Here is a 21994-nt window from a genome sequence, read left to right as displayed (position 1 = left end):
AGTGGGCAGTTGCGATATTATTTTGAATTTCGGTGGTTTGCCGGGATTATTTGGACAGGAGCGAATATGTTATGATAGCAGAAAAAATGAAACCTTATGTAAAAAATAATTCAGCCATTCGTATGATGTTTGAGGAGGGAAACCGTCTCAGAGCCATCTATGGGGCAGACAAAGTTTATGATTTCAGTCTTGGGAATCCCAGTGTTCCGGCGCCGGAGTGTGTGAAGGAGGCTATTATTGATCTGGTGAACGAAGTGGAGCCGACAGTGCTGCATGGTTATATGAGTAATGCAGGATTTGAGGATGTGCGCCAGATGATAGCGGAATCTCTGAATCGCCGCTTTGGGACAAAGTTTGCGGCGAAGAATCTGATTATGACAGTTGGTGCAGCCAGCGGTCTGAATGTGATTTTCAAGACGATCCTGAATCCAGAGGAAGAAGTGATTGTTTTTGCACCATATTTTCTGGAATATGGTGCATATGTGCGCAATTTTGATGGCAAGCTTGTGGAAATCTCTCCGGATACAACCACATTCCAGCCGAATCTTGAGGAGTTTGAGCAGAAGATTACGGCAAAGACAAGGGCAGTGATCGTAAATACACCTCACAACCCGACCGGTGTTGTATATTCCGAAGAAACCATTAAGAAGCTGGCTGCAATTCTTGAGAAAAAACAGCAGGAATTCGGCAGTGTGATTTATCTGATTTCTGATGAGCCATACAGAGAGCTGGCTTATGACGGTGTAGAGGTTCCGTATCTGACAAAATATTATGACAATACTATTGTTGGCTATTCTTACAGTAAATCTCTGTCCCTTCCGGGAGAGCGTATTGGTTATCTGGTAATTCCGGATGAAGCAGATGGCAGTGAAGAACTTATCACTGCAGCAGCTATTGCCAACCGTACCATCGGATGTGTCAACGCCCCATCCCTGATGCAGAAGGTGATTGCCAAATGCGTAGATGCAGAAGTGGATGTAGCTGCATATGACAAGAACCGCCTGGCATTGTATAATGGTTTGAAGGAATGCGGATTCGAGTGTATCAAACCGCAGGGTGCATTCTACCTCTTTGTGAAATCACCGGTAGCAGATGAAAAAGCGTTCTGCGAAGCTGGAAAGAAATATAATATTCTCATGGTTCCGGGAAGTTCCTTTGCCTGCCCGGGTTATGTGAGACTGGCTTACTGTGTATCCTATGATACAATCATCAATTCCCTGCCGGAGTTTAAGAAACTGGCAGAGGAGTTTGGACTGTGAAAACGGCGGGGATTGACATTGGGACAACAACGATAAGCGGTGTTGTTCTGGAAAAAGAGGAAAACGGACTGGCAAAGATTCTGGAGGCAAAAACTGTAGAGAACGGTTGCTTTATCGAAACCGGAAATGAATGGGAAAGAATACAGTATGCAAAAGAAATTGTAGAAAGAGCAGTGAATCTGCTGGATTATTTCCTGGAGAAGTATCCGCATGTTGAGCGGATTGGGCTCACAGGGCAGATGCATGGAATTGTCTATGTTGACAAAGAAGGAAATTGTGTCAGTCCGTTATATACATGGCAGGATGCCAGAGGAAGTATCTGCGATGGAGATCAGATTCCTTTAACAGAAGAAATCCGGGAAAGATGTCAAATCCATGCTGCTTCAGGATATGGGCTTGTCACACACATTTATAATATCAGACATAATCTGGTTCCGGATTCGGCTTTGAGCTTCTGTACAATCATGGATTATTTTGGAATGTATTTGACAGGGCGTAAAAAACCATTGGTACATGTGAGCAATGCGGCAGGTTTTGGATTCTTTGACAGCCATAAGATGTGCTTTGAAAAAGAAAAACTGGCTGAAATGGGAGTGGACGTAAATTGGCTGCCTGATGTCTGTACGGGAATAGAAAAATTGGGTACATACAGAGGACGGACAGTTACAACAGCAATCGGAGACAACCAGGCAAGCTTCCTTGGAGCAGCAGGTGATGAGGAGAATATATTACTGGTCAATATGGGAACCGGCGGACAGATTTCTGTTCTTTCCAGTCAGTATTTTTCGGGAGATGGAATTGAGGCAAGACCTTTCCTAAATAGGAAGTATCTGCTTGCAGGAGCATCTCTGTGTGGCGGCAAGGCATATGCGCTTCTGGAACAGTTTTTCCGAAAAATTGTAAAAGAAGCGACCGGACAGGAGCAGCCATTATACAAAGTAATGGAAAAGATGGCAAGAACAGGGAGAGACCAGAATAGTGAAAGAACTGAAAGTCGAAAGATTAAAGTTGAAACAACATTTGACGGTACGCGGGTAAATCCGGAAAAAAGCGGCAGTATTACCCAGATCTGTTCCGAAAACTTTACACCTGAAGATTTTTGCTATGGTGTTCTGAAGGGAATGAGCACAGAACTGTATCAGATGTATATGACTATTCAGAAAGGAATCGGCATAAAGATCAGGCGTATGATTGGTTCCGGGAATGGATTGAGAAAAAATCTGGTACTGTGTGAAATTATTGAAGATATGTTCAAGGCAGAACTTGTTCTGGCAGAATGTGAAGAGGAAGCTGCGACAGGAGCGGCAATGAGCAGTAGTATGTATAACTATAGCAACTCCACCAGATAATAAAATGAAGCAGTGAAGTGGATTGTGAATATCCGATTGACTCATACGATTTATAATCTGTTTTGCTTCTTTTGGAGAGTAATAAGTATCCGGATCCATATTTGTAAGAAAATCCTGAAAAATTTGCAGCATAAAAGGTTCCGTGATCGAAAAACACATATGCGCCCCTGAATTTGTCTGGTAAGTGAGTGAACAGGTATTTCCGCAAAGACACATGCGGAGATTTTCAGACAGATGATTCAGAGGTTTTTTAAGATTCGATAGGCACCATCATTGCAGCATTGAGCTATTTCACGGAGAATACGAATTCGCTGTTCAATGGTCAGAGGATGATAAAATGTTGATGGAATTTCTTCAAATAAACCTTCCTGCAGAAAACGTGTCATTCCATATTCTGTAAAATATATGATAAATTTTCCATCTTTAATTCGCTTTATATTATCAAGGAACAAAGCATCAGCCATGGATATAACTGAATCAGTCATGGGAAGCTCATAATTAAAAATATCTTTCAGCAGATCTTTGCGCAGGAAAGGAAGAATACAGGCTTCCGGCTGAATGTCTAATATTACATCAGCAGAACTTCTCGAATTGGAAACAAACTGAAACAGAGATGGTAAATCATCTGCAGCCAGTGGAAAGGTCTGAAATACAGACTGACACAGATCCTGATGTGAACGAAACAAATTCCATAATGCCTGTAAAATGTCTGGATCCTGATACAAAATTCCCATCTGATAATCAGAGGAACCGGATGGAATGTGCGGATTCCAATGTCAATATGGATAGTATCAGCAGAAACAGGGTATCTGCTGTCGGAACAGAAAAAGTTTCAAAATAAATCAAAAAATATTGATGAAGTCTACTAATCAGTGTATTTTCGTTGTATAATGATTTTATCGTACAGGGTCACTTTCCTTTGTAATGTTTTGGTCAAACTCATTATACATCAGAAAGCCCTGTACGATATTTTTTTATGAAAAAGTTGTAAAGTGGTGAACAATAATGTAACCATTGAAATTACATCTGCTTTTTGATATGATTACTGTCAAAGAGAGGTGTTTATAATGCAGATTTCAAGCAGATTTACAATGGCAATCCATATGTTTGCCTGTATAGATACATTTTCGGATCAGAAGATGACTAGTGATTTTATGGCAGCAAGCATTGGAACTAATCCGGTGATTGTTCGTAAAATATTGCAACAATTAAAGGCTGCTGGTCTTATTGAAGTTGCAAGAGGGACAGGCGGTGTGACAATTACCAGACCATTGGAGCAGATTACATTCCTTGATGTGTATAAAGCAGTGGAATGTGCACCAGATGAAGAACTGTTTCATTTTCATGAAAATCTCAATCAGAAATGTCCGGTAGGAAAGAATATTCACCATGTTCTTGATAAGAGACTGTTAGAAGTACAGAGGGCCATGGAGGAAAAGCTTTCAGAAATGACACTTGCTGATGTGAAAAAAGATATTGCAGTGTATACAGAGGAAGAGTAGCCTACAGAAGGCTTCGGATGAGTGATTATATCATCACAATTTCCGAAGCCTTTTTCATTTGTTGTAATCAATGTAAAACCGTTAAAGGAAGTTGTAACAAAAAAAGTTACAAAAAATGATGTAACTGTTGATATTATATCAAACAAATGATATAGTACAAACATGAGATGTAACAAACAGTGTTACAACAAATTAAGGAGGTAATTTAAAATGCAGAAAGTAGTAGAATTTTTACAGAAAAATCCAGTTCAGTATTTAGCAACAGTCGGAAGAGATGGAAAGGCAAAATGCCATTCATGTTCTGCTTTGAGCAGGATGGAAAGCTTTGGTTCTGTACAAACAACACAAAGGATGTTTACAAGGATATGTTAGCAAATCCTGAAGTAGAAGTTTCTGCTTCTTCGCCAGAATATGCATGGATTCGTATTCATGGTAAAGCAGTATTTGAGGACAACAAGAGTGTAAAGGAAGGATGCATGAATAACTCTATCGTTAAGGGACAGTACCAGACAGCAGATAATCCTATTTTTGAGGTATTCTATCTTGAAAATCCTCATGGTGTAATCGCAGATTTCTCTGGAAATCCACCTTATGAATTTTAATAATAGGTAATCAACAGAAAAAATTACAGTCTTCGGGGCAAGGTGTAATTCCTGACCGGCAGTATAGTCTGCGAGCAAAAGCTGATATGGTGCAATTCCATAACCGACGGTAAAGTCCGGATGAGAGAAGATATGATAAAACAAGTCCCGCAGGAAATCCCGTCCTGCGGGCTGTTTTAAATTCAGGCATCACCATTTTTCTCCGCAGCAGAACAGGAATTACTCTGACAAAAGAAGGTACTGAATTTCTCGGTTATGCCCGTCAAGTGATACAGCAAATGGAGCTGTTGGAGGATCGGTATATTACAAACCTGCCAGAGAAGGTGACATTTGGAGTATCTTCTCAGCACTATACTTTTACGGAAAACGCTTTTGTGGAATTAGTCAAGCGCTTTGGACAAGAACGATATGCCTTTTATTACAATGAAACCGGAACACATCAGATATTGGATGATGTGAAAAATCGTGTCTGTGATTTGGGCATCCTTTATTTATCACATGAAAACGAAGTCGTCATGCGGAAAGCGATAGAGGAAAATCATCTGGTGTTTACCGAGCTATTTGCAGCAAAGCCTCATGTTTTTTTGCAAAAAGATCACCCATTGGCATCGAAAAAAGTAGTTTCCGTTCATGACCTTGCACCTTATCCACGGTTAAACTTTGTGCAGGGAGAGTATGAATCTGTCTATTTTTCAGAGGAACTATTCAGCTCCATCCCGGTGGATAAGGAAATCCGGGTCAATGACAGAGGGGCTATTGTCAACTTCATGCTTGGACTGAATGCCTATACTATTTCCAGTGGTATTTTCCCGAAATATTTGAACGGAGAAAATATCATCTCCGTTCCGCTTGCAGAAAATGAGACAATGCATATTGGATATGTGCTGAATGAACATCAGGAATTAAGCGAACTTGGAAAAAGCTATCTGGAAGAATTGCGGAAATACGCTCCAGTCAATCCATAGTCATAGGATATGGATAATCATATAAAATAGGTGTTATGTATGCACCGCTGTCTGCTGATATAATAATAGCAGAAAGGTGGTCGATGATTATGCCTATGGCGGTACTGAGCAATTTTCTGATTTATTGCATTATAAATGCCTTTACGCCTGGACCGGGAAATATTCTGGCATTAAATACCGTAACAAACTATGGATATAAAAAAGGAAAGCCGCTGTTCTTTGGAATTTTTGCAGGCTACTATGTAGTGCAAATCTTATGTGCAATTTTTGTATATGGGGTTAATTCTTTGCTTCCGAATGTAATGGAAGTGATGAAGTACATCGGAGCAGCCTACATCCTGTGGCTTGCGATTCATATTGCTTTCAGTAAGCCGACCTCAGAAAACACAGAGCAATCCGCATCGTTTCTGAAAGGCTTCATGCTGCAATTTGTCAATGTGAAGATCTATATGTTCGGAGTTACCGCACTAACGGGTTATGTTTTAGGATATATGTCCTCTTTTCCGGCTTTGCTGTTTTTTGAGCTGGTTATTGCAACGATCGGAACGATCGCAACCTGTACTTGGATTGGCTTGGGCGTACTGATTCAGAAGTTTTATCTGCGGCATTTCCGTGTCATTAACATTATCCTTGCACTAACATTACTGGAGTGCATTTGGGGAATGTTAAGATAATTGTTGCTTTGAACGCAATTCTAATTAATAAATTCAAGTTTGAAAAATTGAGAAATCGTAAAATTGAAGAAAAAAGAAAAGCACAGTTCTTCTTAGCTTATCGGGAACTGTGTTTTTCTGTAAATAAATACTTTTAATTAGCCGATTACGGCATGCAGATACCATCTGATAGATACAAAAAGCATGGAAGTACAAACAGCACTGCAATCATGGAAAAAACAGTTCCTCTTCCCAGAAAATAGCCAAGCTGTGACAATAGTCTATGGGTAGAAATAACTCCAAGCAGAGTTCCAACTGTTGCCATTGTAATTCCGGAAGTCAGTACAGATACCGTAACATTGGAAACAGTCTCCACAATACTTTCCTTTTTATTAAGCGTCTGTCTGTTTTCTTTATACCGTTCAGTAAACAGAATTGCATAATCTACAGTGGCACCCGGCTGGATGGAACTGATAATAAGATATGCAATATAGAAAATCGGATTACCACTAACATAAGAAACAGCCAGATTGCAGTTTCAATGGTCAGTACCAATATAATCGGAAGTATGAGAGATTTCATTGTAAACAACAATACTATAAAAACTGCGCCAATTGTCAGCAGATTTACTTTCATCATATCTGCCGTGATGGTATCCATCAGATCATAAGTACTTACTCCTTCGCCTGCCAGATAATATTCATCTGGATAATACTGTTCTGCAATTTTTCTGATTTTTTTTACCAAAGCAAAAGTTTCTTTCCCTTCATAATCAGCCGACACATTCATCGCAATACGGTCATATTTTTCAGACTGAAGTTTTGTCAGAAGCTCCTTGGGAATAGAACTTGCAGGAATTGCCGGGCCTATCATTTTCCGAAGTGCTGTTATGGAATTCATCTGTGGAAGAGCCTCAAGTTCATCCAAAAGCTTCTCTTCTGTTACAGTGTTATCCTTTGGAACCATAAGCACATAATTGTCGCTTTTTCCAAATACTTCTTCAATCTTTGACGTATCCTTTCCAAGCCTGGTTTCACTTCCAAAGATATGAGAAGAACCAAAATAATAGGAATTATTGTTGCTGCCTATGAATGCAGGAATAATCAGACAGATAAAAATAATCCCCATCGGATACATAATCTTGTGGATTATTTTCCCAAAACTTCTGAAGGAAGGCATAAAAGACTTATGTCTGGTTTTATCCATCCATTTAAAAGTAACCAGAATTAGTCCTGGCATAAAAAGAAATACTGTCAGAAGGCTGATTACAATTCCTTTTGCCAGTGCAAGTCCAAGATCAGGACCTATTCTGAAACGCATCATTATGAGTGCAAGGAAACCAATAACTGTAGTTAGTCCACTGGATAAAATTGAACTCGTAGAAAGGACCAGTGCATTTTTCGACTCTGCATTTTTTCTGCATTCATCAAAACGATGAATCAGGAAAACAGAATAATCCAGAGACACAGCAAGCTGAAGAATATTTCCGGCTGCATTAGTAACAAAAGAAATTTCACCAAAGATAAGGTTCGAGCCTGTGTTAATAATGATTGCCACTCCAAGTCCTATAAGTACAACCAGCGGTTCCAGCCAGGACGTTGTGGTAAGCGTAAGAATCACCAACAGAAAAAGCCCCGCCTCGTTTTTCTTCTTCAATGCTCACCTGAAATAAGGCATATGTACAATTAAATAGCAAATGTAAAATAATTGACATCTCTCAAAAAATGTCCACAAAATTATTTTATAAATGTCCAGTTCTTCCGATCCGTGGAGCTCCTTGGACTGGTATCTTGTTGCATACTTCGTAGCTCTGGAAAACAGACAATCACACTATAGAAAAAGGAAGACATTATGGCTAAGGATAAAGATTTAAGATTTATAAGAACGAATCAGATGCTGTGCAGTTCATTTACGGAACTGCTTGATAGAAAGAAATTTGAAGATATTACAGTAAATGAAATATGCGAGAAGGCATTGATCCGAAGGGCTACCTTTTACACTCATTTTCTGGATAAATATGATTTTTTTGCTTATTTTGTACGGCAGAATCGGGACAATTTTATTAGCCGATTGACAGAAACAAACGAAGAAAAAAATCTTATGGATTTTTCCGTTCATATGTTTCAACAGATGGTTCACTATTTGTCAGAACATATGACAATGGTTCAAAATATTCTGAGCAGTAATGCTTTTTCCATTTTGCTTGATATTCTTGCAGAGGAAATCCAAATTTCCTTTTTGGAGGAACTACACAGAATAGATGCGGTAAAACTCCGGAAAGATATTGTGCCACAGGTTGCAGCTGCTTACCATTCAGGTGGTATTATCCAGATTTTACGTTACTGGGTTACTTCAAGAGACTCACTCTCAGAGGAACTTCTTGTGAAGCAGTATTCCATTCTTCTTGGAATGTTTCTGACAGAATAATGATCGAATCTTATTATATCTGATGTCTATCGCTATTAACAGTTTACTAAAAAAGAGCATGTGGAGAAAAGCCATATGCTCTTTTCCGTACTGAATTTCAGAAAAATACAAAATTTTCAAAAAATAATTTCTTGCTACTGTAAAACATGCACCATTATGCTGGCTATAGAATTCAACTTATATTGTTTACGATGAGTATCACTATACTCGTAAGAATCATGACTACTCCAACTGCACGGTTAAGGGTCTTTGCATCTGACTTGTTGGCTATTATAGCAGCGATTCTAGCCCAGAGAAGTGTGAATGCGGCGCATAGGACCATAATCGTAATGTCTGGCATGCCACCGATTGCGAAATGACTGATTCCGCCTGTAAGTGCGGTAAATACCATGATGAATACACTGGTTCCAACTGCCATGTGCATCTGATATCCCAGAAAAGAAGTCAGTACAAACAGCATCATCATTCCACCACCTGCACCGACAAATCCGCAGATAAAACCGACGAAAATGCCTCCTATAATCGCTTTCATTAGTCGCTCTTTGGCAGAACCGGCATTCATCTGTTCCCTTGTGGTTGTGACCGGTTTTAGGATAAAGCGTAGCCCGATGATGATCAGGGCAATCTGCATGGTACTGCCCATCGCTCTTTCGGGTAGAAAACTTGCAACAAAGCTGCCGATGACTGTTACGATCAAGACGCTAATCATCATGGGTAAACTGTTTTTGACGTCCAGATTTCCGCTCTTTTTGTAGGTGTAAGCACTGACAGCGCTGGCCAGTACATCGCTAATCAGACCTATTCCGACTGCTTCATATGCTGGGACACCCAAGAAAGCAGCCAGCATAGGCCCAATAATTGCAGCTGCACTCATACCGGCAAATCCGGTTCCAATGCCTGCTCCGGCTCCAGCAAGAAAACATATGAGTATTTTTAATAATAGTTCCATTGAGAGTGTCCTCCATTCGACAATTCATGTGTGGTAAATACTTGACATATATGCTACAGTTAGTATTGTAATATACAAATGTCGCACATACAAACGCCAGTTTTGACCATTTTGGAAGATATGAAACAGATACCTTTGTTTTGTCGCATAAAAATCAAAAAAAGGATGAAGAGGGATGTAGCAATGAAGGATGATCAGAGAATTGCATTGACAAAAAGGCTTTTGCGTGAGGGACTTTTACGTTTGCTCAGCAAAACTGATCTAAATAAAATATCAGTAACTCAGTTGTGTATAGAGTCCGGTATCAATAGAGCGACCTTTTATCGTCATTATGAAGAGCCTCGCGATATATTAAATGATATTAAGTATGAAATATTTCAGGAAGTTGCAGCATTTGCGGAAAAAGCTACATCTAAGGGTGACACGAGGAAATGGCTAGAACTTGCATGCTGCTACTTTTACGAGCATTCTGATATATTGAAAATTCTTTTTCGGTACAGGACAGATGATGATTTTGTATTGTTTTTAAATGAGAGATTTAATGAGCAGTATCCGAATCTGATAAATAAAGGATATTTTACTGATGTTGATGATGATACGATGAGACTTGGTACTTTTTATTATGCAGGTGGTATTTATTATATCCTAAGACAGTGGATTACAGAGCCAATCAATAAAACACCACAGGAAGTAGCCGTGCTGATGTGCCATTTTCTCAATGTAGATTAACTTGATAACTAGTGTGCCAACAAGTTGATTTCTCGAACAATCTTGCGTCTAAATTTCTTATTTCCGCGTTGTCGTCGGTCGCCGTAGCCACCGCTACGCCTCCTTCCTCCGCCTTGAAATAAAAAAATTTATCCTGCAAGATTGTTTCAAGAATCAATTTGTCGGCACACCAGGGATTTGTGAAATCCACATATTTTAAGAAAGAGCCTTCGCTTATGCGAAAGCCCCTTTTCTGCACACCTTACTTTTTCAACTTTAAGCCATCTCGGAATGCTTCGCCCACACGCTCGGTGACTTTATAATAGCCGTGGGTGTAGGGGTCAAATGCGATGGCGTTGACCTTAGACATATCAATTTTTCCACCCACCATAACGCTCTCATCAGCAGTGACATTGACCACCTTGCCGATGACGCCGCTATACAGCCCCGCCACTCACCTCCACGTGTTCTGTAGTGTGCCAGTCTTATAGATGAATAATATCAGAAGGAAGATAGATTAGAAAAGCGAAAGTTTGCCAAAGTGTTTCATGACGCATTGGTGCCTTTCGCAGAAAGGCGGATTATAAAAATGACAGATATTGAATAAGGGTCATATTTTTTTACTGTCCGATTTATTGTATGTTATTTTCCGGCATGTTCCGATATGTTTTGGAGCATGACGGAAAATTTTATGAAAATTGCAAAAAAATCCAGGAAAAAAAAGACAGCATTTTAAACGCTATGGAAAAAATGTAATTTTTGAAAAAACAATTATTGTAATAATCTCCCGGACGTGACATAATAAGAATGGAAAAGTAAAAGGCAGGTTAAATTCTGATTAGAAACAGGTAAAATAACCTGCTTACATTATGCGCCGATTTTCTGAGATGAGGTGGAAAATCAGGCAGACGACAAAGGAGAAAATGATGGAAATTTTTTCAATGATATTGTCATTACTGAGCGGAGTAGCGTTATTCCTGTTTGGTATGTCATTGATGGGCGACGGTCTGAAAATGGTTGCCGGAAATAAGCTGGAAGCTTTCCTGTATCGAATGACAAACACACCGCTGAAAGGAGTTGCACTTGGAACTGCAGTTACCAGTGTAATTCAGTCTTCTTCTGCGACAACCGTAATGGTTATCGGTTTCGTTAACTCTGGTATGATGAAACTGAAACAGGCAATCGGTATTATCATGGGAGCTAATATCGGAACCAGTATTACCGGATGGATCCTCTGTCTTTCTTATATTGAAGGAAAGAATGGAATTGCCAAGATTTTATCCACTGCAACAATCTCAGCAGTAGTAGCAATCATCGGTATTATCCTTCGTATGGCATGTAAGCGTTCCGTGCATAAAAACATCGGTAATATTATGCTTGGTTTTGCAATCCTGATGACAGGTATGCAGACAATGAGTGGCGCTGTTTCACCGCTGAAAGACAGCCCGACCTTTACAAACATGCTGACCATGTTTTCCAATCCGCTGATTGGTATTCTGGTAGGTATCGCATTTACAGCAGTGCTTCAGAGTGCATCTGCAACAGTCGGTGTGTTGCAGGCGTTATCTGTAACAGGTATCCTGACATTCTCCAGTGCATTCCCGATCGTTCTTGGTATCGGTGTAGGTGCTGCATGTCCGGTTCTGATCTCAGCAATCGGTGCGAATAAGAATGGTAAACGTACAGCACTTGTTTATCTGATCAATGACCTGTTTGGTCTGATCCTCTGGTCTGTGATCTTCTATACTGTAAATGCTGTCGTACATTTTGGATTTATGGATATGATCATGTCACCGATTGCAATTGCTTTACTGAATACAGTATTCCGTGTAGCAACAGTATGTGTTCTTTTCCCGTTCATACCGAAGATTGAACAGCTGGTATGTTGGCTTGTAAAAGACAGTGCAGAGGAACTGGAAGATGAAGCAGACTTTGATCTTCTGGAAGAACGTCTTCTGAACTATCCTGCACTTGCAATCGGACAGTGTCACCGTGTCATGAGCGGTATGGCAAAGAAGCTTCGTAAGAATGTTAACCGTGCAATGAACCTTCTGAACGAATATCAGCAGGATAAATTTGACAAGGTACAGAGAAAAGAGAACCTGATTGATAAATATGAGAGCCGTCTTGGTGACTATCTGATGAAGCTGACAAAGCATGAGATGAACAGTGCCCAGACAAAGCAGGCTTCCCTTTATCTTCATACCATCAATGACTTCGAGAGAATCGGTGACCATGCATCCTACATTGCCTATATGTCCAGCGAAATGCATGATAATCACACCAATTTCTCACAGGAAGCCTGGGATGAGCTGAATGTAGTAATGGAAGCAGTTCGTGAGGAAATCAATCTTACCTGCCGTGCATTCCTCAATGATGACAAGGAAATGGCACAGAGAGTTGCGCCTCTGGGAATGGTCATTACTTCTCTGTGCAATGAACTGAAGATGCATCATGTAGAGCGTCTCAGCAAGGGTGACTGCGGACTGGAAGAAGGAACTGTATATACAGATATCCTGAACAGCTTTAACCGTATCGCAGCACATTGTTCAAGTGCAATGGTAGCTCTCTTAAAGAGTTCAGATGAGAATCCGGATATGCATATCCATGATTCCAAGATTTATCCGGTTGACAGTACTGAGTATCATACATACTTCAATAACTATCGCGAGAAGTATGAGATCGTGAAGAACGAAGAACACATGCGAAGCATGGAACCGGAAGAAGTGGAATAATACTTTTATACTACAAAGCAGTAAATGTATATGATATAATGACAGCAGATGATCTGGAAACGGATGTCTGCTGTTTTTTGTTACAGTCACTGGGCATATAGACTGTGAGCGATTTTTTAAACGCGCTCGGGAGTGTATGTCTGAAGAGGCAGCAGGCAGAGTCATTTTTGTAAATCAAATATATTTATTCAGGCGGAGATTCTTCCTGTAGCCTGGATTAGCCATTGCAGGAAGGAAATTGTGCAAACATAACACCCAAAAGGAGGAAGCAATTATGTTATTCGACAGCAGAACAGTCTATCTCGGTGCATCCCGAGATAAATATGAGCAGTATTGTAAAGCCTTAGATTCAGAGAAAATCAAATATAAAACAAAGAGAGTCAACCACGAAGAAAAAATGACAGCCCCGGGCAGGGGAATCGTCCGCAGAATGGGTGGGAACTTTGGAACAGATAAAACATTGTATGAAATCATGGTCGGAGAGAAAGATTACGACAGTGCAATGGGGATTCTGACAACATTGAAGTAGACTGAGTTTATCTTGAAGAGCAATCAAGGAAAAAGCCATTTAGGATGACTTAAATCAAGAAAAATAAGCATGCGGTCAATGCGAGAAACTCTTTTGGCTGACCTAAATCAAGAAAAATAAGTATGCGGTCAACGCAAGAAATCATTCAGGCTGACCTAAATTAAGAAAAATAAATATACGGTCAATGTAAGAAACAATTCGGAATGACTTAAAATAGGAAAAGTAAGATTACAGTCAGCATAAAGTGTCAGTTCTACCAGCAGTAGGGTGATTTTTCTTATTTATATAATTGAAGAAGAAAGTACGCAAAAAAGTGTGCAAGATAGTAAGTCCTTTGTAATTGCAGAGCGCAATGTACAGAGGACTTACCTGATTCAGGTCAAGCGGATAAAATATCCGATGTGCTGTTTGCTCATAAGCGAATAACGGTTCCACAGTTTCGGTTAAACTGCCTGAATAAATTTCTCTACATAATGCAGAGCCGCTCCGATTGCCGGTGTATATTGTCCGTTGGTACCGACCAGAATCTGTGTTTTATCCAGTATGAATGGTGCGGCTGTATGGAGATGTTCTATCAGATATTCAATATCTTCCTCTGTAAAATAAGGTGCCAGATATCCGCTGAGGATGATCGGTGCATCAATAACAAGGTTAAGATTCTTCATGGCAAATGCCAGATGGTTTAAAAAATCTTTCCAGATCTGTATGATCTGGGGAGATTTTTTTTCGCGCAGAAGAGGGAAAAATTCTTTGGCAGGCATGCCTGCAGCCTGTTCCAGTGCATTGGCAGAGCAGTAGGTTTCCAGGCAGCCGCGGCTGCCGCAGTAGCAAAGCGGACCATCGGGATTAATGCACATATGTTCAAGAGTTCCGCTGTGCATAGAGATTCCCTGATGAATTTGATGATTGGTAATGATGCCGCCGCCCAGATTTCGGTTCAGCAGGATGATAACAGCACTGTCAAGCTCCGGATGATTCCATAATTCAAGGAACGCAGCTGATTTCGAATCATGTTCCAGATAACAGGGATAAGGAAGATATCTGGAAAAATCATCCAGTTTCATGCCAGCGTTATTCATGATATCTCCATATAGTACAGTGGTATGATCCGGGGATGTGATACCCTGTGTAGCAATGGAGATGCCAAGAACTTTGTCATTGTCATACTGGCGCGATGAGATGAATTCCTTTACTGCGTCAGTAACCTGTTTATAGTAATCTGGTGTGTTGGAATATGGAAGCGGAATGGTGTCTGTATAGAAAGCATTTCCATACAGATCTACAGCAGTAATATGAAACATCCCTTTTAAAATACCGATACCAATGGAAATTTTAAAATCTGATACAATCTGAAGGGCGTTTGCCTTTCTTCCACCGGTGGATTCAAAGAAACCATTTTTTTCAATAAGACCTTCCTGCTCCAGAAGATTCAGATTCTGGCTGACAGTGGATAAACCCATCTGCAGTTCCTGAACGATCTGCTGCTTGGAGGTCGTTTTTTTTCTGTAAATGTACTGGTAAACCTTTGATTTATTTATTTTCTTGAGACTAATGTTGGTCAATCCCTTTTCACTCATAATATTCTCCTGATTATGTTATAAGATAATGTTAAGCTTCAGATTTATTGTAGCATACAACGAAAAAAAAACAATAAAAATATCCGGCGCGATTGTTGGAAGAATCAACGTTACTGTTCACTTTGTTCTAAGTAACGAATCAACTTGTCAATATATATAGTAAAAATAAACAAAAAAGTCATTTGAAAATTAGAATTTCTGGCAATGGATTTTTAAAATAAAAAGATATATACTCAACTTACAGTTAAGACATAAACGTAAGTAAAAAACATAGCAACAAACAATAAATATCGAATAAGACAAACAAGGAGGATATAACATGAAATTATCAATCAATGGAATCAAGGAACAGGAAGCATGGAAAAAGGCAGGAATCGCTCTTCCGGGTTATGATGTAGAGGCTGCCTCTGAGAAAGCAAAGGAGAATCCGGTATGGGTTCACTTTGGTATCGGAAATATTTTCCGCGTGTTTATCGGTGGAATTGCAGATGGTCTTCTGGAAGAGGGAGTTCTGGACCGTGGGATTACCTGTGTGGAAACCTTTGATTATGATGTAGTAGATAAGATTTATGATCCATATGACAATCTGGGATTAAGTGTAATCTTGCATGGGGATGGTACACGTGAATATAAAGTGATTGGAGCTCTTGCGGAAGCAGTGAAGGCACAGTCTTCTGATACAGCACAGTGGAAACGTCTGAAAGAAATCTTCACAAACAAATCCCTGCAGATGGTTTCCTTTACGATCACAGAGAAAGGCTATGCATTACAGAAAGCTGACGGAACATGGTTTCCGTTTGTAGAAGCAGATATTAAGAATGGTCCGGATAAAGCGGCTGGTGCCATGGCAGTTCTGGTTGCAATGCTTTATGAAAGATATAAAGCAGGCAAATATCCGATTGCACTGGTTTCCATGGATAACTGCTCACAGAACGGTGCAAAGCTTCGCGAGTCAGTACTGACAATGACAGAAGAGTGGAAGAAAGCCGGATTTGTTGATGAGGGATTTGTAAACTATGTAAGCGATGAAAAAGTAGTTGCTTTTCCATGGACAATGATCGATAAGATCACACCTCGTCCAAGCGAACAGATTGCAGATGACCTTGAGAAGCTGGGTGTTGAGAATATGCAGCCGGTGATCACAGGTAAGAAGACATACATTGCACCATTTGTCAATGCTGAGAAACCACAGTATCTGGTAATTGAGGACAGTTTCCCTAACGGACGTCCGGCTCTGGAAAAAGGGTTCGGCGTATATATGGCAGACAGAAATACAGTTAACCTTTCTGAACGTATGAAAGTAACAGTATGTCTGAATCCGGTTCATTCTGCTACAGGTCCGCTGGGAGTAGTTCTTGGATATGATCTGTTTGCGCATATGCTTAATACAAATGAAGATATGATGAAAATGGCACGTATGATTGCTTATGATGAAGGTCTTCCGGTAGTTGCTGACCCTGGAATCCTTTCTCCCCAGGCATTTGTGGATGAGCTTTTTAAGGATCGTTTTCCAAATGAATATCTGGGAGACACCAACCTTCGTCTGGCAGTAGATGTATCTCAGATGGTTGGCATCCGTTTCGGCGAAACAATCAAAGCATATGTACAGAAATTCGGAGATGCTTCCAGACTGACAGCTATTCCGCTGGGAATTGCAGGATGGCTCAGATATATGCTTGGTGTAGATGATGAAGGAAATAAATTTGAACTTGCACCGGACCCAATGAATGAGGAACTGCAGGAACAATTTAAGGATATTGTAGTAGGTAAACCTGAAACACTCAAAGATCAGTTAAAACCAATTCTTTCCAATGAGCGTCTGTTCTTCACTGACCTTTACAAAGACGGTGTGGGAGAGAAGGTTGAGGATATGTTCCGTGAGATGATCGCAGGACCTGGAGCTGTAAGAGCGACAATACATAAATATGTTGGATGATTTTCATCAGATGTATATTATAACGGACTATCAGGAGGAAAATGAAAATGAATTTAAAAGAACAGCATATTGGAATTCTGACCAATGATATTGTTCATTTTCTTCCTTTCTGGGAAAACGGGGTAAAGTTCTTTACAATTGAGGAACCGAATAAAGAGAAGGTTGAGTTCAGCCAGTATTTATAAAGTCAGGCAGTTAAATTCAGCGAGAAAAAGCATCTGTTAAAGCAGGTGCTTTTTGTTTCCAATATTTTATTGAGAAAAGTTTAAAATAGGAGAAAATAAAAAATAAACGAAAGGAGTTTTTATCATGAGTAAACGAACAGAGAGAATGAGCCGGAGTGCAGCTGAGATAATCAACCGCAAAGATACCGTGATCAGACAGAATAATGCAGAACTCGAGGAACTGAGGAGTCAGTATGAGAATCTGGATATCTGTGAGGAGGATAAGCAGGTGATTGTTTCGGAGGCAGTGAAGCCTATTTCCAGCAGGTTCTCGGGAAAGTTAAAGAATCTGTGGATGAGAGTAATACAGTGATGGGAGAATTTATGTGTCAGGGGAAAATGCCCCAGTCAGTCAGGGACAGATACGTAAAGATGAAAGAGAAGCCGGATCATGCACCAAACCTGGATGAACTGATCCAGAATTTTGACAGGGCGTTATCTCACCCTGACAATGAGGATCTGGACAGACTGGAAGAAATAATCAGAAGAGACCTGGAAAAATAATTAAGTCTTGACTAACAGAGGGAACTGCGGTATAGTGCTCGTTACTAAAAAAGGTAATTCATAAATTTTTATAGATTTTCACGAAAGAGAGGTAACGAGACATGACATTTTATCAGGAATTACAATTGAGCTCGACCGGCTCCAAACAGCTGATCAGAAGCACCACAGACCCCAAAGAGAAAAGACGGCACATTCTGATCTATAACTTTAAAGTGTATCTGGTCATGGCATTCTGTGTGGCAGTGGTAAGCATGTACAGTAAGCTTACAGGGAGCAGCAACAGTGTAGTTGGTGTTACTGTTCTGTTGGCAGTGCTTGTGCTGCGGCAGGCAGATTTCGGGATCAGGACAACACATGGACTGCTTTCCATTGCAGGGATCTTCGGTATTCTTATGGCAGGACCCCGTCTGGCAAATATAGTGCCTCCGTTAGCTGCGTTTGCAGTGAATGCTGTGTGTATTTTACTGCTGATGATACTGGGCTGTCATAATGTGATCATGTACAATCATTCTACCTTTGTTCTGGGCTATTTGCTGCTTCTGGGCTATGATGTGACAGGAAAGGAATACACCTTCCGTGTGATCGGCTTGTTGGTGGGAATGGTGATCTGTATGATCGTCTTCTATAAGAACCAGAGAAACAGAGCCTATCGAAGAACCTTCCTGGATTTGTTCCGGGAATTTGATCTTAAGTCAGCAAGAAGCAGATGGTATGTGAAACTGACACTGATTGTATCCAGCGCAATGCTGTTTATGAATCTTCTGGGACTTCCCAGAGCAATGTGGGCAGGAATCGCCTGTATGTCCGTATGTCTGCCTTTTACAGAGGACTGTATCTCAAGGTCTGTGAGCAGAGGAATGTTTAATGTTGTGGGCTGTCTGCTGTTTATTGTGCTGTATCTGGTACTTCCTAAATCCATGTATCCGTACATTGGAATGATCGGAGGAATCGGAGTTGGATATTCAGCAGGATATCCGTGGCAGACTGCATTTAATACATTTGGAGCGTTGCCTATTGCAGCAGGGATCTTCGGAATGCCGGCAGCAATAGCACTTCGTATAGGTGCCAATGTTCTGGGAGCAGCTTATACGGTAATCTGCAATAAAGTAACAGATAAAGTAGCAGAGTATATAGGCACAAATAAATGTGCAGAAAATCTTTCCTGACTGAAACTGCGGAGCGGTTATAAGCAAGTAAAAAAGCGGATGATTTTATCCGTCTGATATGTGTTCTGGGAATAGAGTGAATATTAACGTACAATGACAGAGGGAGAGAGAAAGAATATGAAACAGGATACCCTGGAAGGTAGGGCGAAAACGAAAAATGGTGTAAAACGGTTATGCTTTTCCGCAGTATGTATTTTACTGGAAGCAGCTTTTATCATTGCTATGATCACAAAGCTGAATCAATATGCGGAGATTATCAATCTGATGACAAGGCTTCTTGCAGGTGTACTGGTTCTTAAGCTGTATGCGTCAGACCAGACTTCATCTATGAAAATGCCCTGGGTTATTTTGATCCTTGTATTTCCTATCCTGGGAGTGGGATTGTACTTACTGATTGGTCTCAATGGCGGTACCCGTAAAATGCGGGAGCGTTATGACCAGATCGACAGGGAACTTCTGCCGTTGCTTCCCAATGACAGTGAGTGCAGGGAAACGCTTGGCAGGAAAATCCCGAAGGCAGGCAATATTTCTGATTATATACAGAAAAATGCCTCCTATCCGGTCTATCAGAATACAGATGTTATTTATTATGATGAGGCAGTCAAAGGGCTGGAGGCTCAGCTTGCAGATCTGGCAAAGGCAGAGAAATTTATTTTTATGGAATATCATGCCATTGAGGATGCACAGGCCTGGCATAAAATCCAGAGAGTTCTGGAAGACCGCGTAAAGGCAGGCGTAGAAGTCAGAGTATTTTATGACGACATGGGTTCCATTGGGTTTATCAATACAGACTTCATTAAGAAAATGGAAAATGTGGGAATCCATTGCAGAGTGTTCAACCCTTTTACTCCGGGTCTGAATGTGTTCCTGAATAACCGGGATCACCGCAAGATCACAGTGATCGATGGAAAAGTGGGATTTACCGGCGGTTATAACCTTGCCAACGAATATTTTAATTTCACACATCCTTATGGACAGTGGAAGGATACAGGTATCCGTCTGGAGGGGGAGGCAGTCCGTTCCCTAACAGTAACATTCCTGGAGATGTGGAATGCTGTCAGTGATAAGGATAAAAATGACAGTGATTTTACCGGATTTCTGGTTCAGACAGATTATCAGGCAAAGCAGACAGGCTTTATCCAGCCTTATGCGGACAGTCCTATGGACCATGAACAGGTAGGCGAAGAGGTGTATATCAGTATGGTGAATAAAGCGGAAAAATACTGCTGGTTTATGACACCGTACCTGATCATCACAGATGAAATGAGCCATGCGCTGTGTCTGGCTGCCAAGCGTGGGGTAGATGTGAGGATCATCACACCTGGTATTCCGGATAAAAAGATGATCTACAATATCACACGTTCCTTTTACCATGGACTGGTAAAACATGGAGTGCGTATCTATGAATGGACACCTGGTTTCTGTCATGCAAAGATGAGTGTGGCAGATGACTGTATGGCAACCTGCGGAACCATAAATCTGGATTACAGAAGTCTGTATCATCATTTTGAAAACGGCTGCTTTATGGCAGACTGCCAGGCAGTTCTGGATATCCGAAATGATCTTGCAGCAACAATGGATGAATGCCGTGAAGTCACAGAACAGTACAGTACCGGACGCAGCGCATATCTGCGATTGGGACAGCTGTTTATGAGATTATTTGCGGGATTATTATAACGTTACTGTTTACTCCATAACACTTGGAAAAAAGCAGGATATCGTGTACAATGGAATGGGGCACAGCAAAACTATTATAAATACGGGAGGAATTTTAACTATGGATCTTTCAACCTTAGTAAAAATGTCAAATACTTATGGAAGCAACCCTGCCTATGTTCTTGCAGGCGGCGGTAATACTTCTGTAAAAGACGACACCACATTGTATGTAAAAGGCTCCGGTACACAGCTTGCCACAATTAAGGCAGAGGAATTTGTGGAAATGAGCAGAGCGCGTTTGAATGAGATCATGAAAACAGATTATCCGGAAGACGATGTCAAACGTGAATCACTGTATCTTGCAGATGTTATGGCTGCAGTAACAGATGCTGACAAAACAAAACGTCCAAGTGTGGAAGCACTGCTTCATAACTTATTTGCCTATACTTATGTACTGCATGTTCATCCTACACTTGTCAATGGACTGACCTGCGGAAAAGGCGCAAAGAAACTCAGCGAACAGCTCCTTGGAAAAGATGTACTCTGGATCGATATCTGCAAACCCGGATATACGCTTGCACGTATCTGCTATGAGAAAATGAATGCTTATAAAGAAGAATACGGAAAAGATGTTCAGGTTCTTCTGCTCCAGAATCACGGAATTTTCGTTGCAGCAAATACTGTAGAGGAAATAGGAGCATTATTTGACGGCGTGATCAGTAAATTAGAGAAACAGGTAAAGAGAACTGCTGATGTCAGTGATGCTGTTACATCTGAAAAAGAACAGGCAGCAGAGAAGCTTTCCCGGTTACTGGGACATGCGGTAGAAGTTGTACCTGTAGCGGAAGCTGATAACTTCGTGAAAGATAAAGCTGCGGCTGCACCTCTTCTGAAACCATTTACACCGGATCACATTGTATACTGTGGACCATATCCGTTATTTGTAGAGGATATTGACCAGGCAAAAGCTGCACTGGATGCATTTATGGCAGAGAATGACAAAGAGCCAAGACTGATCCTGGTACAGGGAGTCGGTGCCTTTATCATGGAAGATGATAAGGGAAAAGCTGCAAAAGCACAGCTTCTTGTAAAAGATGCCATTAAGCTTGCAGTATATGCAGAAAGCTTTGGCGGTCCGCTTCACATGACAGATGATATTACATACTTTATCACGCATTGGGAAGCAGAAGCATATCGCAGTAAGAAATAATATAATAAGGGCTGTCGTTTTTTGACAGCCCTTATTATATTGG

19 protein-coding genes, 4 pseudogenes and 1 riboswitch are annotated in these 21994 nt (G+C 40.7%); of the genes and pseudogenes, 17 read left to right on the top strand and 6 right to left on the bottom strand.

Annotated elements, in window-relative coordinates:
• Positions 1-71: 71 nt before the first annotated feature.
• The gene (locus ACTNC0_RS03200) at positions 72-1259 is read left to right on the top strand and encodes a pyridoxal phosphate-dependent aminotransferase (protein WP_441086330.1); all 1188 of its coding nucleotides are present in this window, start codon (positions 72-74) and stop codon (positions 1257-1259) included.
• Positions 1256-2608: a sedoheptulokinase gene (locus ACTNC0_RS03195; RefSeq protein WP_441086329.1), complete on the top strand. Its 1353-nt coding sequence runs from the start codon at positions 1256-1258 to the stop codon at positions 2606-2608. Before ACTNC0_RS03200 ends, ACTNC0_RS03195 begins: the two co-directional genes overlap by 4 nt.
• A 239-nt stretch (positions 2609-2847) precedes the next feature.
• Here ACTNC0_RS03195 and ACTNC0_RS03190 read toward each other — a convergent pair whose 3' ends face one another.
• The gene (locus tag ACTNC0_RS03190; protein ID WP_441086328.1) at positions 2848-3333 is read right to left on the bottom strand and encodes a hypothetical protein; all 486 of its coding nucleotides are present in this window, start codon (positions 3331-3333) and stop codon (positions 2848-2850) included.
• Positions 3334-3675: 342 nt separating this feature from the next.
• On the opposite strand from ACTNC0_RS03190, the gene ACTNC0_RS03185 reads away from it, so the two are divergent.
• The 4 genes and pseudogenes from ACTNC0_RS03185 (at position 3676) to ACTNC0_RS03170 (ending at position 6351) form a co-directional block, all read left to right on the top strand.
• On the top strand, positions 3676-4110 hold the full coding sequence (locus tag ACTNC0_RS03185; RefSeq protein WP_441086327.1) for an Rrf2 family transcriptional regulator: 435 nt from the start codon (positions 3676-3678) through the stop codon (positions 4108-4110).
• Between the two features lie 210 nt (positions 4111-4320).
• Positions 4321-4712: pseudogene (locus ACTNC0_RS03180) on the top strand (pyridoxamine 5'-phosphate oxidase family protein).
• 24 nt (positions 4713-4736) lie between these two features.
• Positions 4737-4848, top strand: a riboswitch (FMN riboswitch).
• Positions 4849-4894: 46 nt separating this feature from the next.
• Positions 4895-5677, top strand: a pseudogene (locus tag ACTNC0_RS03175) (LysR substrate-binding domain-containing protein); the annotation flags it as partial.
• 89 nt (positions 5678-5766) lie between these two features.
• Positions 5767-6351 carry a LysE family transporter gene (locus ACTNC0_RS03170; protein ID WP_441086326.1) on the top strand — a complete coding sequence of 195 codons (585 nt, stop codon included), beginning with the start codon at positions 5767-5769 and terminating at the stop codon, positions 6349-6351.
• Positions 6352-6496: 145 nt separating this feature from the next.
• On the opposite strand, the gene ACTNC0_RS03165 is transcribed toward ACTNC0_RS03170, so the two are convergent.
• Positions 6497-6763, bottom strand: coding sequence for an MMPL family transporter (locus ACTNC0_RS03165; RefSeq protein WP_441086380.1), 267 nt, complete (start codon positions 6761-6763; stop codon positions 6497-6499).
• A gap of 11 nt (positions 6764-6774) precedes the next feature.
• Positions 6775-7986, bottom strand: coding sequence for an MMPL family transporter (locus ACTNC0_RS03160; RefSeq protein WP_441086325.1), 1212 nt, complete (start codon positions 7984-7986; stop codon positions 6775-6777).
• Positions 7987-8181: 195 nt separating this feature from the next.
• Between ACTNC0_RS03160 and ACTNC0_RS03155 the strand changes: the two genes are divergently transcribed.
• Positions 8182-8757 (top strand): TetR/AcrR family transcriptional regulator, encoded by a 576-nt coding sequence (locus ACTNC0_RS03155; RefSeq protein ID WP_441086324.1) that lies wholly within the window; start codon positions 8182-8184, stop codon positions 8755-8757.
• Between the two features lie 172 nt (positions 8758-8929).
• Here the strand turns inward: ACTNC0_RS03155 and ACTNC0_RS03150 are convergent, their stop codons facing one another.
• A complete protein-coding gene (locus ACTNC0_RS03150; protein ID WP_441086323.1) occupies positions 8930-9706 on the bottom strand; it encodes a sulfite exporter TauE/SafE family protein in 777 nt (258 codons plus the stop codon).
• Between the two features lie 183 nt (positions 9707-9889).
• Between ACTNC0_RS03150 and ACTNC0_RS03145 the strand changes: the two genes are divergently transcribed.
• Positions 9890-10435 carry a TetR/AcrR family transcriptional regulator gene (locus tag ACTNC0_RS03145; RefSeq protein WP_441086322.1) on the top strand — a complete coding sequence of 182 codons (546 nt, stop codon included), beginning with the start codon at positions 9890-9892 and terminating at the stop codon, positions 10433-10435.
• Positions 10436-10676: 241 nt separating this feature from the next.
• Here ACTNC0_RS03145 and ACTNC0_RS03140 read toward each other — a convergent pair whose 3' ends face one another.
• Positions 10677-10868 (bottom strand): hypothetical protein, encoded by a 192-nt coding sequence (locus ACTNC0_RS03140; RefSeq protein WP_441086321.1) that lies wholly within the window; start codon positions 10866-10868, stop codon positions 10677-10679.
• 472 nt (positions 10869-11340) lie between these two features.
• Here ACTNC0_RS03140 and ACTNC0_RS03135 point away from each other — a divergent pair, with 472 nt between their 5' ends.
• On the top strand, positions 11341-13149 hold the full coding sequence (locus ACTNC0_RS03135) for a Na/Pi cotransporter family protein (protein ID WP_441086320.1): 1809 nt from the start codon (positions 11341-11343) through the stop codon (positions 13147-13149).
• 274 nt (positions 13150-13423) lie between these two features.
• Complete coding sequence (locus ACTNC0_RS03130; protein ID WP_441086319.1) at positions 13424-13678, top strand: hypothetical protein; 255 nt, start codon at positions 13424-13426, stop codon at positions 13676-13678.
• A gap of 443 nt (positions 13679-14121) precedes the next feature.
• Here ACTNC0_RS03130 and ACTNC0_RS03125 read toward each other — a convergent pair whose 3' ends face one another.
• A complete protein-coding gene (locus ACTNC0_RS03125) occupies positions 14122-15255 on the bottom strand; it encodes an ROK family protein (protein WP_441086318.1) in 1134 nt (377 codons plus the stop codon).
• Positions 15256-15574: 319 nt separating this feature from the next.
• On the opposite strand from ACTNC0_RS03125, the gene ACTNC0_RS03120 reads away from it, so the two are divergent.
• The 7 genes and pseudogenes from ACTNC0_RS03120 (at position 15575) to ACTNC0_RS03090 (ending at position 21951) form a co-directional block, all read left to right on the top strand.
• Positions 15575-17191, top strand: coding sequence for a mannitol dehydrogenase family protein (locus ACTNC0_RS03120; RefSeq protein ID WP_441086317.1), 1617 nt, complete (start codon positions 15575-15577; stop codon positions 17189-17191).
• An 80-nt stretch (positions 17192-17271) separates the two neighbouring features.
• Positions 17272-17376 (top strand): annotated as a pseudogene (locus tag ACTNC0_RS03115) (VOC family protein); the annotation flags it as partial.
• A 124-nt stretch (positions 17377-17500) separates the two neighbouring features.
• Positions 17501-17728, top strand: a complete 228-nt coding sequence (locus ACTNC0_RS03110) for a hypothetical protein (RefSeq protein ID WP_441086316.1) — start codon at positions 17501-17503, stop codon at positions 17726-17728.
• Positions 17653-17919: pseudogene (locus ACTNC0_RS03105) on the top strand (flavodoxin family protein); the annotation flags it as partial. The gene ACTNC0_RS03110 and the pseudogene ACTNC0_RS03105, both read left to right, overlap by 76 nt.
• Positions 17920-18020: 101 nt before the next feature.
• Positions 18021-19085, top strand: coding sequence for an FUSC family protein (locus ACTNC0_RS03100; RefSeq protein WP_441086315.1), 1065 nt, complete (start codon positions 18021-18023; stop codon positions 19083-19085).
• A gap of 117 nt (positions 19086-19202) precedes the next feature.
• Positions 19203-20762 (top strand): cardiolipin synthase, encoded by a 1560-nt coding sequence (cls, locus tag ACTNC0_RS03095; protein ID WP_118566655.1) that lies wholly within the window; start codon positions 19203-19205, stop codon positions 20760-20762.
• Between the two features lie 100 nt (positions 20763-20862).
• Positions 20863-21951 (top strand): class II aldolase/adducin family protein, encoded by a 1089-nt coding sequence (locus tag ACTNC0_RS03090; protein ID WP_441086314.1) that lies wholly within the window; start codon positions 20863-20865, stop codon positions 21949-21951.
• Positions 21952-21994: the final 43 nt, after the last annotated feature.

Source organism: Blautia sp. HCP3S3_B11 (assembly GCF_052064435.1).
Classification (GTDB): Bacteria; Bacillota; Clostridia; order Lachnospirales; family Lachnospiraceae; genus Blautia_A.
This window is presented reverse-complemented; position numbering and strand designations above follow the sequence as displayed.